At 66.5% G+C, this 14,564-nt stretch carries 18 protein-coding genes and 1 pseudogene; 13 read left to right on the top strand and 6 right to left on the bottom strand.

Features of this window, described 5'->3' with window-relative positions:
• Positions 1-594 precede the first annotated feature (594 nt).
• Positions 595-933 (top strand): histone-like nucleoid-structuring protein Lsr2, encoded by a 339-nt coding sequence (locus ACWPOB_RS08715; protein WP_455400565.1) that lies wholly within the window; start codon positions 595-597, stop codon positions 931-933.
• Between the two features lie 247 nt (positions 934-1,180).
• Here ACWPOB_RS08715 and ACWPOB_RS08710 read toward each other — a convergent pair whose 3' ends face one another.
• Complete coding sequence (locus ACWPOB_RS08710; protein ID WP_455400564.1) at positions 1,181-2,176, bottom strand: LacI family DNA-binding transcriptional regulator; 996 nt, start codon at positions 2,174-2,176, stop codon at positions 1,181-1,183.
• 317 nt (positions 2,177-2,493) lie between these two features.
• Here ACWPOB_RS08710 and ACWPOB_RS08705 point away from each other — a divergent pair, with 317 nt between their 5' ends.
• The 5 genes from ACWPOB_RS08705 to ACWPOB_RS08685 all read left to right on the top strand — a co-directional run bounded on the left by ACWPOB_RS08705 (position 2,494) and on the right by ACWPOB_RS08685 (position 7,313).
• Positions 2,494-3,030 carry a 2,4'-dihydroxyacetophenone dioxygenase family protein gene (locus ACWPOB_RS08705; RefSeq protein ID WP_100055062.1) on the top strand — a complete coding sequence of 179 codons (537 nt, stop codon included), beginning with the start codon at positions 2,494-2,496 and terminating at the stop codon, positions 3,028-3,030.
• 132 nt (positions 3,031-3,162) lie between these two features.
• Entirely contained in the window at positions 3,163-4,167 is a 1,005-nt protein-coding gene (locus ACWPOB_RS08700) for an alcohol dehydrogenase catalytic domain-containing protein (protein ID WP_455400563.1), read from the top strand.
• Between the two features lie 38 nt (positions 4,168-4,205).
• The gene (locus ACWPOB_RS08695; RefSeq protein ID WP_455400562.1) at positions 4,206-5,567 is read left to right on the top strand and encodes an MFS transporter; all 1,362 of its coding nucleotides are present in this window, start codon (positions 4,206-4,208) and stop codon (positions 5,565-5,567) included.
• Positions 5,568-5,657: 90 nt separating this feature from the next.
• Positions 5,658-6,446: an SDR family oxidoreductase gene (locus tag ACWPOB_RS08690; protein ID WP_100055059.1), complete on the top strand. Its 789-nt coding sequence runs from the start codon at positions 5,658-5,660 to the stop codon at positions 6,444-6,446.
• A gap of 27 nt (positions 6,447-6,473) precedes the next feature.
• Entirely contained in the window at positions 6,474-7,313 is an 840-nt protein-coding gene (locus ACWPOB_RS08685; protein ID WP_455400561.1) for an HpcH/HpaI aldolase/citrate lyase family protein, read from the top strand.
• Between the two features lie 78 nt (positions 7,314-7,391).
• Here ACWPOB_RS08685 and ACWPOB_RS08680 read toward each other — a convergent pair whose 3' ends face one another.
• Positions 7,392-7,556, bottom strand: coding sequence for a hypothetical protein (locus ACWPOB_RS08680; protein ID WP_455400560.1), 165 nt, complete (start codon positions 7,554-7,556; stop codon positions 7,392-7,394).
• A gap of 318 nt (positions 7,557-7,874) precedes the next feature.
• Here ACWPOB_RS08680 and ACWPOB_RS08675 point away from each other — a divergent pair, with 318 nt between their 5' ends.
• Both ACWPOB_RS08675 and ACWPOB_RS08670 read left to right on the top strand, forming a co-directional pair.
• Complete coding sequence (locus tag ACWPOB_RS08675; RefSeq protein WP_455400559.1) at positions 7,875-8,519, top strand: dihydrofolate reductase family protein; 645 nt, start codon at positions 7,875-7,877, stop codon at positions 8,517-8,519.
• Between the two features lie 387 nt (positions 8,520-8,906).
• The gene (locus tag ACWPOB_RS08670) at positions 8,907-9,107 is read left to right on the top strand and encodes a hypothetical protein (protein WP_455400558.1); all 201 of its coding nucleotides are present in this window, start codon (positions 8,907-8,909) and stop codon (positions 9,105-9,107) included.
• A gap of 126 nt (positions 9,108-9,233) precedes the next feature.
• Here the strand turns inward: ACWPOB_RS08670 and ACWPOB_RS08665 are convergent, their stop codons facing one another.
• Both ACWPOB_RS08665 and ACWPOB_RS08660 read right to left on the bottom strand, forming a co-directional pair.
• Positions 9,234-9,713: a carboxymuconolactone decarboxylase family protein gene (locus ACWPOB_RS08665; RefSeq protein WP_100055056.1), complete on the bottom strand. Its 480-nt coding sequence runs from the start codon at positions 9,711-9,713 to the stop codon at positions 9,234-9,236.
• Positions 9,710-10,039 (bottom strand): GNAT family N-acetyltransferase, encoded by a 330-nt coding sequence (locus ACWPOB_RS08660; RefSeq protein ID WP_100055055.1) that lies wholly within the window; start codon positions 10,037-10,039, stop codon positions 9,710-9,712. The genes ACWPOB_RS08665 and ACWPOB_RS08660 overlap by 4 nt, the downstream gene beginning before the upstream one ends.
• A 259-nt stretch (positions 10,040-10,298) precedes the next feature.
• Between ACWPOB_RS08660 and ACWPOB_RS08655 the strand changes: the two genes are divergently transcribed.
• Positions 10,299-10,634, top strand: coding sequence for a YceI family protein (locus tag ACWPOB_RS08655; RefSeq protein ID WP_455400557.1), 336 nt, complete (start codon positions 10,299-10,301; stop codon positions 10,632-10,634).
• 145 nt (positions 10,635-10,779) lie between these two features.
• On the top strand, positions 10,780-11,022 hold the full coding sequence (locus ACWPOB_RS08650) for a hypothetical protein (RefSeq protein WP_455400556.1): 243 nt from the start codon (positions 10,780-10,782) through the stop codon (positions 11,020-11,022).
• 180 nt (positions 11,023-11,202) lie between these two features.
• Here ACWPOB_RS08650 and ACWPOB_RS08645 read toward each other — a convergent pair whose 3' ends face one another.
• Positions 11,203-11,700, bottom strand: a complete 498-nt coding sequence (locus ACWPOB_RS08645; RefSeq protein WP_100055053.1) for a MarR family transcriptional regulator — start codon at positions 11,698-11,700, stop codon at positions 11,203-11,205.
• Between the two features lie 375 nt (positions 11,701-12,075).
• On the opposite strand from ACWPOB_RS08645, the gene wrbA reads away from it, so the two are divergent.
• From wrbA to ACWPOB_RS08630, 3 genes and pseudogenes are all read left to right on the top strand, one after another.
• Positions 12,076-12,675 (top strand): NAD(P)H:quinone oxidoreductase, encoded by a 600-nt coding sequence (wrbA, locus tag ACWPOB_RS08640; protein WP_455400555.1) that lies wholly within the window; start codon positions 12,076-12,078, stop codon positions 12,673-12,675.
• A 129-nt stretch (positions 12,676-12,804) separates the two neighbouring features.
• Positions 12,805-13,042 (top strand): annotated as a pseudogene (locus tag ACWPOB_RS08635) (pirin family protein); the annotation flags it as partial.
• A gap of 17 nt (positions 13,043-13,059) precedes the next feature.
• Positions 13,060-13,845 carry a pirin family protein gene (locus ACWPOB_RS08630; RefSeq protein WP_455400554.1) on the top strand — a complete coding sequence of 262 codons (786 nt, stop codon included), beginning with the start codon at positions 13,060-13,062 and terminating at the stop codon, positions 13,843-13,845.
• 207 nt (positions 13,846-14,052) lie between these two features.
• On the opposite strand, the gene ACWPOB_RS08625 is transcribed toward ACWPOB_RS08630, so the two are convergent.
• Positions 14,053-14,502: a MarR family winged helix-turn-helix transcriptional regulator gene (locus ACWPOB_RS08625; protein WP_100055052.1), complete on the bottom strand. Its 450-nt coding sequence runs from the start codon at positions 14,500-14,502 to the stop codon at positions 14,053-14,055.
• Positions 14,503-14,564: the final 62 nt, after the last annotated feature.

Genomic DNA, 14,564 nt, shown 5'->3' with positions numbered 1-14,564 from the left:
CCGGATCCGGAGAGGTAGCGGACAAGGTGATACTGCTCCCCCGACTCTGCAGAATCGCTCTGCACCGTGCCGGTAGCCTTCTCGATGCCAGTCACGCGTTCACCAACGAGCGACCCCAGGTTTCATGATCCGGACGACGATTGATTCTTCGGCGCGAAACGAGCCAGTGACTTCATTGCGTCGACGAAGACAAGTCATTATGCACAAATAATCGTTTCAGCACAATCTATTTCGGAACTCGGCTAGCAATGCAGCGCCCCAGGGATACGACGGGTCGTGTATCCGCGCGTACGCCGCCTCGAAACGGTTCGCCCTACCCCCTTCGATTGGCATGGCGGTCCGTGGAATTGCCGAAACCGAGGCGGGAGAAGGCGGCGCGGGCCCACTCGAGGCCGGCGCCGTGAGCCAGTGCTTAATCCATGAACTTTCGAATGCAATTCTTCTTTGCTTACCGAACGACCAACCGAAGGTGGCAACTACCGGCACCTGGTCACGAGAGTAGACCCCATCGAGTGATACCGGCAGTACGTCGCCCTTCGGTGGGGATAGAGTACTTTCAGTTGGTTTCGAAGCGCCGAAAGTGGAGGTCCACCCGTGGCACGCAGAACAGTCGTCGAGACATTCGACGACATCGATGGAACCCTGCTGGAGACCGAAGGGGAGACGATCAGTTTCGCTCTCGATGGAGTCGAATACACCATCGACCTGAACAAGAAGAACGCCCGGGACTTCCGCAAGAAGATCGACTACTACACCGCACATGCCACCCGCGTCGGAGGACGCAAGCGGCGAGGCGGCACGGCCCGACCGACCACCTCTGGTTCGCCGAATTCCAAAGAAATTCGACAATGGGCCATCGAGGCCGGCTACGAGGTTCCTGCCCGCGGTCGACTGCCCCAGTCGCTCGTCGATGAGTACACGGCCGCACACTGAAATCCCGTACCACTCACGGCACGGCCTTCCTGGGTTCGCCCCCCGGGGCGCTTGCTCGCGCCGGTGGGTGCGCCATCCGCCCTCCGCCCCGACGACCTCTTCCAGCTTCCGCAGATCTCCGACCACAGACAAGGGGAGTGTCCATATGGACACTCCCCGCCTTCGTTCGGCCATGCCTGCGCATCGGTTCGCCCATTCGGCGGTGTGCAGCACTCAACCGGATCGATACGACGCTCCGGTTGGCGAACTATCCGCGGCGGGCGGTCGTATCCCGTACCTGAATGCTGTAGGGCAGTAGTTCGTTGCGTGGAGGACTCTCGTCGCCGGTGATCCGTTGGATGAGCATGCGGGCGGCTCGCTGCCCCATCAGGTCCCGCGGCACCGTCACGGTGCTCAGCTGCAACGGGCCTGCGCTCGAGAAACTCATATCGTCGAAACCGGTCAAGGCCACATCTTCGGGCACGCGCTTGCCGATTTCTCGGCAGACGTCGAGAACGCCGAGGGCGATCAGGTCGTTGCCGCAGACGATCGCATCGGTTTCGGGGTGTTCGGCGAACAGCGCCCGTGCGCGCAGCGCCCCGGAGGCGCGGGTCAGTTCGCCCCACAGGTCTGGTTCGTTGATCGCCTGCAGGCCTGCTTTGGCGAGGGCGTCGCGGTATCCCGCCATGCGGTTGACGGACACACTGGACGTGTCGGGACCGCCGAGGATCGCGACTTTGCGTCGGCCGGTGGCGACGGCGTGGGAAGCCATTTCGAACGAGGCGGAATAGTCGTCGATACCGACCCAGTCGGAGGGCTCGTCCTCGACCTTGCGATAGAGCTGCACCACGGGGATGTTCTCGTGCCGGAGCTTGTCGAGGAGCGGCTTGTCGTCGGCGACGAGCGAGGTGAAGATCAGGCCGCTGCAGTTTCGATCGACCTGGGCCAGTGCGACATCGGCCTGGCGGGAGCCATCCACGCCGACATGGGAGACGAACACCTCGTAGCCTTCCTCGGCGGCGGCAGCGACCACACCGCCGGCGACCTCGGTGTAGAAGGGGTTGGCGATGTCGGCGAGGAGCAGTCCGATGGCTTTCGTGGTACCGGCGCGAAGCTCCCGGGCGATTCTGCTGGGCCGAAATCCCATTTCCTCGGCGATGGCGAGGATCCGTTGACGTCGCTCCTCGCTCACCCCCGGCGCCCCGCTGAGCGCGTAGGAGACTGCTGCCGAGGACACCCCTGCCTGACGAGCGACATCGCTCATCGTCACTCGGCGAGGACGCCCCCCGCGGCGACGGCCCCCGCTCTGGGGGTGGGAGACATCAGCCATACCGAAAGCTTAGTCGGTTAAGCACTCGGCACAGGCCGGGACTTCCTGCCACGGCATGCGCCCAGGTCCGACTGATTCGGTTAATCACATTGACTTGCCGGTATGGCGGACTTGAGTCGCCCTCAGGTAAGCGCAACGCCGCCCACATATGACCAGGTAGACGCGTAATCCCTCCACGGAATCTATGGGGCTTGTGCGCTGGAACACAGGGATGTACCGTAACTTATGCGATTAAGCGAAAGGAGAGCATCATGAGTTCCACCGTTGAGATGAAGGACGAGGCCGCGGTCGCGTACACGGGGCCCAAGCCGTATGGCATGAGTGACGACCTGATCGTTCCGGGTGCCCTGGACCTCGACTGCGACGAACGGCTGTGGGTCCCACAGTCCCAGGACGTCGAGTTCCGCCCGCTGGTGCTGTCGGCGAGCCAGGGGTACTTCGTGAACATCCTGCGAGTACGCCGCTCGGGCATCTTGTCCCGCCACCGGCACGCCGGCGCGGTGCACGCGTTCACCCTGCGCGGCCGTTGGCACTACCTCGAATACGACTGGTGGGCCGAAGAGGGCACCTACGCCTTCGAGCCGCCCGGCGACATCCACACCCTCGAGGTCCCCGAAGACGTGACCGAGATGGCCACCCTGTTCCACGTGAGCGGCGCCTACATCTACGTCGACGTCGACGGCAACACCGTCGGCATCGAGGACGTCTTCAGCAAGATCGACAAGGCCCGCGCCCACTACGAGACGGTCGGTCTCGGCGCCGACTACGTCGACCGCTTCATCCGCTGACACTGCTCCGGCGGACACCGCCCGACATGGCGCAGCCTCACCGAGTGCTCTACGCACGCGGGGGCGGTGTCCGCCGGCGTTTCACCCTCTTTCAGCCCTGAGCCCGTTCGCGGGCGAAAGTACAGGTTCCCCATGCGAGCTCTCACCAAGAAAAGTGCCACCCCCTGCGACGTCCGCGTGCAGAATTTGCCCGAGCCCGAACCGGGCCCGGGACAGGTGCGGGTTCGCACCGAAGCCTGCGGCCTGTGCGGCAGCGACGTGCACGCCTGGCGTCACGACACCGGCTATGAATGGATCCGCCCTCCGGTAGTGCTCGGACACGAGGCGGTCGGATACGTCGAAGCTCTCGGTGATGGTGTCGACCCGAACTGGCTCGGCAAGCGAGTGGTGCCCGTGGCGATCGACGGCTGTGGGGTATGCACGCTGTGCGAGCGCGGATTCCGCCAGATCTGTCCCCAGCGCACTGTCCTCGGGCTGTCCTTCGACGGCGCCGCCGCCGAATCGTTCGTCGTCCCCGAGGTCCGCCTGGTCGAGGTCGACCGCGACCTGCCGGCGTCGACACTGGCCCTGACCGAGCCACTCTCGGTCGCCTGCCGCGCTGTCGCGCATATCGAGAACACCGGCGAGGGCCCCACCCAGGTGGTGGTCTCCGGACCCGGACCGATCGGCACGATGGCTGCTCTCGTCCTCGCCCAGCGAGGCCACGATGTCGTACTTTCAGGAGTCGACAACGACGAGAACGGGCGATTGCCGCTCGCCCGCGCACTCGGTCTGCGCACCGTGATCACCGAACGGGACGAGCTGCCGTTCACCCCTACCGCCTGGGTCGACGCCTCCGGTTCGACCGCGGCACTCGACGCCGCCATCGCTGCCGTACTCCCCGGCAGCCCCATCTCCGTCGTCGGCCTGTTCGCCCGCACCGGAACGGTCGACTTCAACGCCGTCACCCGCAAGGAGATTCGCCTGCAAGGCAGCTACGGATCGACCAAGGTCGACTACCGGGCCGCTGCCACCGCCATGGCCGTCGACCCGACACCGTGGCCGCAGCTGGTGACCGAGATTCCCCTCACTGACGCGGCTTCGGCACTCGAACGTGCCGCGGCCGGCCACGACATGAAGGTCGTGCTCGTCCCATGACCACACCGGACCCCACCCCTGTCCCGAAAGGCCACCCCATGTCCAGTTCCGATGTCGCTGTCGAACCAGCTACTCACGCGGCCGGGCGCACGTCGATCGTCAAGGTCGCCTTCGCCAGCATGATCGGCACAGCCGTCGAATGGTACGACTTCTTCCTCTACGGCTCCGCCGCCGCGCTCGTCTTCGGACCCCTGTTCTTCCCCGACAGCGAACCTGCCACGGCCACCCTGCTCGCGTTCGCGACCTTCGCGGTGGGATTCTTCGCCCGCCCGCTCGGCGGCATCGTCTTCGGTCACTACGGCGACAAACTCGGCCGCAAGAAGATGCTGGTCGTCAGCCTGCTCATGATGGGCGCCGCGACCTTCGCCATCGGATTGCTGCCGACCTTCGCGAGCATCGGCATCGCCGCACCAATGCTGCTCATCGCCTGCCGGCTACTGCAGGGCTTCGCCGTCGGAGGCGAATGGGGCGGAGCAGTGCTCATGGCCGCCGAACACGGCGACAACGATCGTCGCGGATTCTGGACCTCGTGGACCCAGGCCGGCGTTCCGCTCGGAAACCTCCTCTCCGCAGTGGTGCTCTGGGTGCTGGCGTGGGTCCAGAGCGACGAAACCTTCGATTCCTGGGGATGGCGAGTTCCCTTCCTGCTCAGTGCAGTACTGGTCCTGATCGGTCTCTGGATCCGTCTGAGCATCGAGGAATCCCCCGTCTTCGCCGAAAACAAGAGGGCCCTCGAAAACCACAAGAGCGAACACGCCCCCATCATCGAAGTCCTGCGCAAGTACCCGCGCGAGGTGCTCATCGCCATGGGACTGCGACTGGTGGAGAACACCTCGTACTACATCTTCACCGTCGTGGTGATGACCTACATGGTCACCTACCTGGACATGCCCAAGAGTGCCGCGATCGCCGGTGTGCTCATCGCCTCCGTCGCCCAGTTCTTCCTCACGCCGCTCATCGGCGCCCTGTCCGACCGAGTCGGCCGTCGACCCCTCTACTTCACCGGCGCACTCGGCGCCGGAATATGGGGATTCGTGTTCTTCCCCCTCATCGACACCGGCAACCAGACCATCATCGCGGCGGCCATCTTCATCGGCCTGATCTTCACCACACTGATGTACGCGCCACAGGCGGCGATGTTCTCCGAACTGTTCGGCACCAGCGTCCGCTACAGCGGCGCCTCCCTCGGCTACCAACTCGCCTCGGTGTTCGCGGGCGGTCTGGCCCCCGTCATCGCAGTCTCACTGCTGGGAACCGTCGAGGAGAAGAACACGATCGCGGTCAGCATCTACCTCGCCATCCTGGCCGTGATCACCATCATCGCGGTGATCGCCGCGAAGGAAACCGCCCGCACCTCCCTCGTCCACGACCGGGTCCTCGACGAGGCCACCCGGAACTGACAACGCTGCCGGGCCGGTGCGCGGCGCTCACCCGCACACCGGCCCGGCCACCAGGTCTCGTCTCCCGATCCGAGCAGAAAGAGCTCTCGCATGAACGCACCCGTCCACACCCCGGTCCTGGACCTGTTCCGACTCGACGGCAACGCGGCCATCGTGACCGGGGCATCGCGCGGTTTGGGCCGCGCGCTCGCCATCGCGCTCGCGGAGGCCGGAGCCGACATCGTCGCCGTCGACATCGGGGAACTCGATCAGGTCGCCAAGGAGGTACGCGCCCGGGGAGTCCGCTGCGCGACCCGCACCACCGACCTGAGCGGCCTGACCCCCGAATCCGCGGCAGAACTCGTCTCCTGGGCCAAGACCGAGTTCCCGCATCCGACGATCCTGGTCAACAACGCCGGCATCATCCGCCGTGGTCCAGCGACCGAAACCACCCCCTCGGACTGGTCGGCGGTGCTCGACCTCAACCTCACCACCCCCTTCCTACTCAGCCAGGCCTTCGCGCGGTCCGCCCTCGACGACAACGCCGCCGCCAGCATCGTCAACATCGCATCGGTCAACTCGTTCCAGGGCGGGATGGAGGTCCCGTCCTACGCCGCCTCCAAACACGGAATCCTCGGCCTGACACGCGCTTTGGCAAACGAGTGGGCGGCCCACCGCATCCGCGTCAACGCGATCGCCCCGGGCTACATGGAAACCGAATTCACCGCCGCCCACCGCGGCGACCCCACCCGGGCCGAGAACATGCTGCGCCGCATCCCCACCGGCACCTGGGGACGGCCGGAAGACCTCGCCGGCGCGGTCGTCTTCCTCGCGTCGGCCGCGTCCGCCTACGTCACCGGCACCGCCCTGTCCGTCGACGGTGGATGGCTGTCCCGATAACAACGTCGACTACCTGGAGGACCGCCCATGGCACCGACACCCCCGAACCATCCCGTCGTCCCCGCCGCCGATGCCCGATCGTGGTTGCTAGTATCCGCAGCCCACAGCCGGCATCTCGGTGACGCGCGCACCGGAGCGGCGGACGCCGTCATCTACGACCTCGAAGACGGTGTCGTCCCCTCCGCGAGACCCGCGGCACGAGAAGCCCTCTACCTGTGGTTCACTCGCGGCGGCACCGGCTGGGTCCGAATCAACCCCGCCGGAAGCGAGGACTGGAACCACGACCTCGACGCACTCGATGGAGCACCCGGACTGCTGGGCGTGATGCTCGCCAAATGCGAATCGGCAGAACAGGTCACCGAGACCTTCATACGATTACCTGCCGGCACCCCCGTCCTGGCACTCGTCGAGTCGGCACTCGGCATCGAACGCGCCTACGACATCGCTTCCGCAGAACCAACTTTCCGGCTCGCCTTCGGTAGCGGCGACTTCCGCCGCGACACCGGGGCAGCCGATCTCGCACCGGCCCTGTCCTACGCGCGGGGACGACTGGTGGTCGCGAGCCGAGCAGCGGGACTGCCCGGCCCCATCGACGGCCCCACACTCACCACCGCCGAGGACGCGCTCACCGACGCGCTCGCCGTGACCCGCACCATGGGTTTGTCGGGCAAGCTGTGCATGCACCCCGAGCAGGCCCCCATCATCAACCGCGCCCTGAGCCCTACCCCGACCGACATCGACTGGGCCCGCGACGTCATCGACCAACTCGGCGCGGACGGCACCCGCGTCAGAGACGGTAGCGACCTCCCCCGGCTGGCCCGAGCCCGAGCAATCCACCGCCTCGCCTCCGTCTTCGCTCGATCGTGAGGATAATGGGACAGGCGCGACGAGAACCCAGTCGGCAGCACTCAGCGGCGATGGGTGTCATGACAGCGGGGACAGCACTCAGTACCGGCGGGCGAGTTCGGGATGGCGAGCTCGCCGATGCAGACCGCACCACAGCGCGCAGTCGTCGGCGATCCACGGCCAGGCATTCCGGTCCCACTCGGCCGGTTCGGCGAGCGCGTCCGCGACCGTGACCGTGCCGTCCGCGCGTCGGTCCGGGACCACGGTGGGATCGTTCCAGCGCACGTTCGAGGCGCGGAGGAGGATGCGACCAGCACGGCCGTGACCGGCCTCGGTGCGCGATCGGCGGATTCGCTGGTTTCGCCGAGCACCACGGCAACGTCGTCCTCGACGACGGCAATGGGCGCCCCGCCGAGACCGGGGGCCGACGCCCCGTCAAGGGACTCTGATTCCGGATGTTCCTCCCGTCATCTCTCGAGATGACCCGTATTTCGGATGATTGCCATTCCCACCGATGAGTTTGTCCGCCCCGTGGAGTCTCAACCTCCGTATCATCCTCATCGAGAGTGCGGGAGGAACCGAGTGAATCAGCTGCTGAGAGTCCAGAACTTCAACGTCTCGAGTGACGGCTTCGCGGCCGGTGTACACCAGAGTCTCGAGAGGCCGTTCGGACACGCCGACCCTGGCAAGATGTTCGCGTGGGCCGGCGCGACGGCGAGCTGGCCCATGCGCACCGACCCTGGCGGCAGCCGTGGCCTCGACGACTATTTCACGCGGGACTACGCCCGCAATATCGGTGCCGAGATCATGGGCCGCAACAAGTTCGGTCCCCAACGCGGGCCTTGGCCCGACCACGAGTGGCGCGGATGGTGGGGTGACGAACCCCCGTTCCGCACCCCGGTGTTCGTGCTGACCCACCACACGCGTCCGTCGTTCACCCTCTCCGACACCACGTTCCACTTCGTCGACGGCGACCCGGGCACGGTCCTCGAGCGGGCGCGGGAGGCGGCGCGGGGCAAGGATGTCCGACTCGGTGGTGGGGCCACCACCATCCGGCAGTTTCTCGAGGCCGACCTCGTCGACACCATGCACGTGGCGGTCTCGCAGGTGCAGCTCGGATCCGGAGTACGACTCTGGGAGTCACCCGATGAGCTACTCGACCGGTTCCATCTCGAGGTCGTGCCCAGCCCGAGCGGCGTGACGCACCACCTGTTCTGGCGAAGGTGACACCCGGGGGCGCTCTGGATTCCAGAGCGCCCCTCTACACAAGGAGCCAGAGGACGCACCGGCGAATTCTCCCGGCCATTTCGTTCGGCGCACCTCTTCGCGCCGGCACGACCACGTCCTTCCTCCTGCCCGCCTCGGCGGCGGCCGTCCAGGTTCTCGCTGTCGCTTTCCCCCTTCCGCCCTGCCCTGCTCCTTCCGACCCTGCTCCTTCCGACGACGAGCCGGAGTGACGCCGTGCCGTAATCACTGCGCTCGACTCACACGGACGTGGCGAGCCGGCCGCGTACTGAAGGCGCGGGCGAAGTACTCGAGCATGTCAGCTTCCCCATCGTCCTCGTCTCCCTACGTTGGTGGTGACAAGGAAATACGACCACTGAGGAGAGCGACATGAACGAGCCGGTCCAGCGCTGTCTCGCCGCGTGGGACGAGACCGACGCCGCCGCGCGGCAGGCCGTTCTGACGGAGGTCTTCGCCGGGGACGCGGTGTACACCGACCCGCTGGTCTCCGTTCAGGGCAGGGACGGGCTCGACGCCACCATCGCGGCGGTCCAGTCGTGGGCTCGCAGTCGGGTGCTCTGGCCACGGTAGGCAAGGAACTCACCCGATCGGGGAGACGCGGCGCCGCCACAGCGGCGTGCCGCTTTCGTGTCCGCAGCCCGGCACGCTCGGAGAGCGCCGTCGGCAGGCCTCCCGTTTCGGCGGATCGAATCGGCTTCAGGCGTCCCAAGTCGAGGGGCGGACGCGGTGACGGCTGAGGATGGAGATGCGGTTGAAGGCGTTCATCGCGATGACAACCCATACGATCGCGGAGAGCTGGTCGTCGGTCAGATGCTCCCGAGCCTCGGCATAGTTGCGGTCCTGCTCGCCGGGCGACGGCAGGGTCGTCACCGACTCGGCGAGGGTGAGCGCGGCGCGCTCGCGATCAGTGAACAGATCGGTGTCCCGCCAGGCGGGCAGGACGGCGATGCGCTGCGGCGATTCCCCACCCGCGAGTGCGTCGCGCGTGTGCACGTCGAGGCAGTAGGCGCAGCCGTTGATCTGGGAGACACGGATGTTGACCAATTCGACGAGCTTCCGGTCGAGTCCGGCCTGGGCGACGGCGTCGCGGACGGCGACCGCGACGGCTACCTGGGCACGGTAGACGGGTCGGGTCTGCTTGTCGATCGCGATGCGGGCGGGTGCGACTGCAGTCATCGCCGTGCCTCCGGCCAGTCGACGATGTCGTCGTGCTCATGGTGCGTGCGCAGGTACTTGGCGACGTAGGGGCACAGCGGGACGATGCGCTCGCCGGCGGCGGCGACGTCGTCGAGCGCGAACTCCACGAGCCGGGCGGCGAGGCCCAGGCCGCCGTAGTCGGGGTCGACCTCGGTGTGGACGAACACCCGCTGTGCGCCGTCGGGGGTGCGGTAACGGGTGAAGCCGATGACGTTGTCGCCGTCCCGGATCTCGTAGCGGTGCTTGGCGGGGGCGTGGGCGACGGTGATGCGCGCGAGCCGTGGATCGGGGGTGTCGGTGCTCATGGCATGTCCTTCAGGTAAAGGTCCGGTGCGGCCCACCATAGCAGAATTAGTTGACTGTGCAACCATATGCCACCGGTCGTCATCCGAGGCGAGCGGGATCCCGGGCGGTCGGGCCCGGAGCCACCCCGGAGGCGCCACACAGGTCCTGCACCACATCGGGCCCACGCGGGCTACCACCCTCATCTAGTTGACAAGTCAACTACTGGATGGCTACGGTTCCGGTAGTTGCCGAATCAACCAATCTATCCATGGGAGTTTCATGAGCACCGCCCTCGCCCTGCCCGGCCTGACTACCGGAACCTGGGTCATCGATCCGACCCACTCGACCGTCGGGTTCTCCGTTCGGCACCTCGTCGTGAGCAAGGTCCGCGGCACCTTCAACGACTTCTCCGGTGTGATCACCGTGTCCGACAGCGGTGAGCCGTCGGTCGAGGCCTCGGTCGCCGTGGCCTCGATCGACACCCGCAACGCCGATCGGGACGCCCATATCAGGGACTTCGGCATCAGCATCGACATGCCCCTCGAGGGCGGGGGCGCCGTCGTCGGCGACAAGATCACCCTCACCTTGGAGATCGAAGCCGTTCTCCAGCCCTGACCGACGTCCGCGGTGCCGCGCACGACGAATGGGGTTGGCCGTGCGCGGCAACGGGTTCGAGACAGTACCGGCAAATCGCGGTTGCGGCCGGCGCCCGTCCGGCGGGACGCCATCCGCGTAGCGTGCAGAGAAACGGAACCCATCCATGATCAGATCAGACACCCCGTCCCGGTGCACCGTGATACAACCTTCCACCGGTACCGGCGTCCGCGCCGACAGGGACGCCGACAACGCCGCGGACGGACGCCAGTCCACCGCCGGCATCGCGCTCGGAGCGGCCGCCGCTGCGGCCTTCTTCAGCACGCTGTCCACCGGCTCGCCGACAGTGGCGGTGGTGGCAGGAGGGGTCGTGCTCGCCTGCGTGACCGTTGCCGCGATGCTGATCTGACCACTGCCGTATGTCGCACGCCTCCGCACCGCTCGCCATGCCGAGCACGCACTTCTCGCCCGGCAGAGGGCTCACGAGAAGGCCCGCCTGCCTGCGCCGCGGCCGTTCCCGTGCCGCCGCCTTACCGATGCCCGAATCGGTCGGGGCCGGGCCGATCGAGCGGCCGGCATGCCGACGCCGCTACGACGCGACCGCCGAGCCGGGAGTGGCCCGGCAACCACGATTTCCGAGCATGTGCTGCCGCATCTCGGCGAACCTGTGCGTCATCACCGAAACGTCCCGTGGACTGAGCACGTCGAGCATGTTCGCCCGTACTGCCGCGACATGTCCGGGACCGGCTTCGGCGAGCTTGGCGGCACCATCGTCGGTCAGTTCCGCCCAGGCTCCGCGCTTGTCGGATTCGCAGTCCACGCGACGCACCCAACCGGCACTTTCGAGGCGAGTGATCGCCCGGGTGATGCCGCTGCGGCTGACGGTGCTGGCGTCGGCGAGTTCGCGCATCCGCAACCGCCGCTCCGGCGATTCCGACAGCAGCACGAGGATCTCGTAGTCGGCGAACGCGATACCGGCGTCACGGACGAGCTGCCGGTCCAGCTCCTGGAACAGCAGGCGGGTGGCGTCGAGGTACGCCCGCCACAGGCGCTGTTCGTCGTCGGAGAGCCATCGCGTGTCGGTCATACCCCCAGATTACCCCATTTAGTTGACAACGCAACTACATGCGCTACAGTACTTCCAGTTGCTCACACAATCACTTTTCATTCGAGCGGCGCGAGTCCCCTGCCGCCATAGCCCCCCTTCACATAGACAACGGATAGTTGCCGACGTTCCCCGGTTGCCCCGATCGGAAAAAGTTGACAAGTCAACGTTCTCCACTACAGTAATTATTGATTGATCCCGCAACTTTTTATGACATGAGCCGGCGGGTACCGCACAGCAGGATCCGATTCGAAACCAACGATGAAGTTCAACTTCCGCCGCCTCTTCCGAGGCGAGACGAACCAGCCCTCTGCCTCTGTCCACGAGGACACGTACCCCGAACAGGAAAGGACCGACGTGACCAAGCTGTCGATCATCTACTACTCCGCCACCGGCCACGGCACCAAGATGGCCGAGCGCCTGGCCAAGGCCGCCGAAGCCGCCGGCGCCGAGGTGCGGGTGCGCCACATCGCCGAGACCCGCGATCCGGCCACCTTCGCCGAGAACCCTGCGTGGGCCGCGAACTACGAGGCCACCAAGGATCAGCCGGTAGCCACCGGTGAGGACATCGTGTGGGCCGACGCCGTGATCTTCGGCTCGCCTACCCGTTTCGGCAGCACGGCCGCTCCGTTCCAGACCTTCATCGACTCCCTCGGCGGCCTGTGGGCTCAGGGCAAACTCGCCGACAAGGTCTACGCCGCCTACACCTCGAGCCAAACCGCACACGGCGGCCAGGAAACCACCCTTACCAGCTTGTACACCTCGCTGATGCACTTCGGCGGCGTCCTGGTGCCCCCGGGCTACACCAATGCGGTGAAATTCGCCGACGGCAACCCCTACGGCGTCGGCCACATCACCGGCCCGAACAACCAGAACGAGCTCGACGACGCCACCCTCGCGGCCCTCGAGCACATGGCCTCCCGCGTCGTCACCACCGCGGCGAAACTCGCGAACTGACAAGTCTTCTTGTCGCCGACCGGAGGGATCTCTCCCCGGAGCAACACCGAACTCGCCCCCGACGAGATCCGGTGCCGTACAGAGGACCTTCCGGTCGGCGACAAGAGCCACCCCTTCGTCGAGATCATCACCTCCCGTGGAATGCCGCTCGGCGGCGAGCCGTTCGGCGAGATCGTCATGTGGGGGAACTTCGTCGGGCGCAGCCACGACGAGATCATCGAATACCGCGACGCCTGACCACGCGACGGTCGATCGGTTCGGCCGCATCGAGGGCTACCGCGGCAAGGTCGAGCGCCTGCCTGCGGCGCCGCTACCCAACGCCCGGATCCGGCCCCGCCGCAATTCACCGACCAGCCACCGCTACTGATTCCAGGAACGATTCCCGTGTCTGCTCCCACCGCCCCGCACCTCGACCTCCGCCGCGCCGACGACCGGTTCAAGACCCGCATCGGCTGGCTGGACTCGAAGCACTCCTTTTCGTTCAACCATCACTACGACCCGGCCAACACCCACCACGGCGTGCTCACGGTCAACAACGACGACATCGTCACCCCCGGGCAGGGTTTCGACACTCATCCGCACCAGGACATGGAAATCGTCACCTGGGTGCTGCAGGGCTCGCTCGTGCATCAGGACTCGACCGGGCACTCGGGCGTCATCTACCCCGGCCTGGCCCAGCGGATGACCGCCGGCACCGGCATCCTGCACTCGGAGAAGAACGACTCGTGGCGCTTCGACGGCGCCACCGGCATCCACGCGCAGCAGCACGACGACCCGGTGCATTTCATCCAGATGTGGGTCGTGCCGGACGAAGCCGGTATCACCCCCGGCTACGAGCAACTCGAGATCGACCACGACCTGCTCTCCGGTGGGCTCGTGCCCGTCGCCTCGGGCATGAAGCAATACGCCCACCACTCGGCCATCCGTATCGCCAACAAGTACGCCGCGATGCACGTCGCCCGCATGCAGCCCGGGCAGGCATCGATCACCCTGCCCGACGCTCCGTTCCTGCACGTGTTCGTCGCCCGCGGTGAGGCCGCGATGGAGGGCGTCGGCCCGCTCACCGAGGGTGATGCTGTGCGCGTGACCGGCAGCGGGGGCCAGACCCTCAGCACCGCGACCGGCGCCGAGGTCATCGTGTGGGAGATGCACGCAACGATCACGCAGTAGGTGCCGGCGCTCACGAGACCGTCGAGCCGGCCTGGTGATCGTTGAGAATCGGGTTGGGTCTCTGCGTGGCCGGTTCCGTCGCGCGACGGCCGATCCGGGTCTCCTGCGTCAGGATACGGAGCCGGCCACCGGGCAGGTCCTCGACTCCGGGACGTCGGCACGAGCAAACGCCGCCCCCTCGCCTCGACGTCGGCGACGTGCAGCGATTCAGGAGACCGAGTTCACCGACTCGGGAAAAACCATGCGGCCGAGCACATTGCGCATTTCAGTGAGAAGAGCCGGGTCCACGCCGGCGAAGTGCCGGTCCGACACCTCCTCGCTGAGCCGGCGCGCCTCGTCGCACAGCGTTCGCCCCTCGTCGGTGGCGACGATGAGCTTGTTGCGCCGGTCGCCCGGATCCGCGGTGCGCGCCACGAGGCCGCGGCTTTCGAGTTCGTCGACGATCGCGACGATCTGACTGGGGTCGAGTCCCATGTCCGCGGCGATGCGGCGCTGCGCCACACCGGCGGGTTCGTCGCACGCGAGGGAGAGCACCGTGTAGGGGCGCACCCGCAGCCCGAGCGGGGCAAGGGCCTCGTTCACCGATCGCACCACCATCGCGCTTGCACGCGTCAGCAGAAATCCCAGGTCGTCCTCGAGGACGCGTCGACGTTCCATTCCGACAGCCTTTCGTCGTGACCCTCAGGGTAACAGTTCCTCAATCGTTGACTTTTTCAATA

It is taken from the genome of Rhodococcus sp. 2H158, from assembly GCF_053764755.1.
The sequence above is the reverse complement of the archived record's forward strand: the minus strand, read 5'-3'. Positions and strand labels throughout refer to the sequence as shown.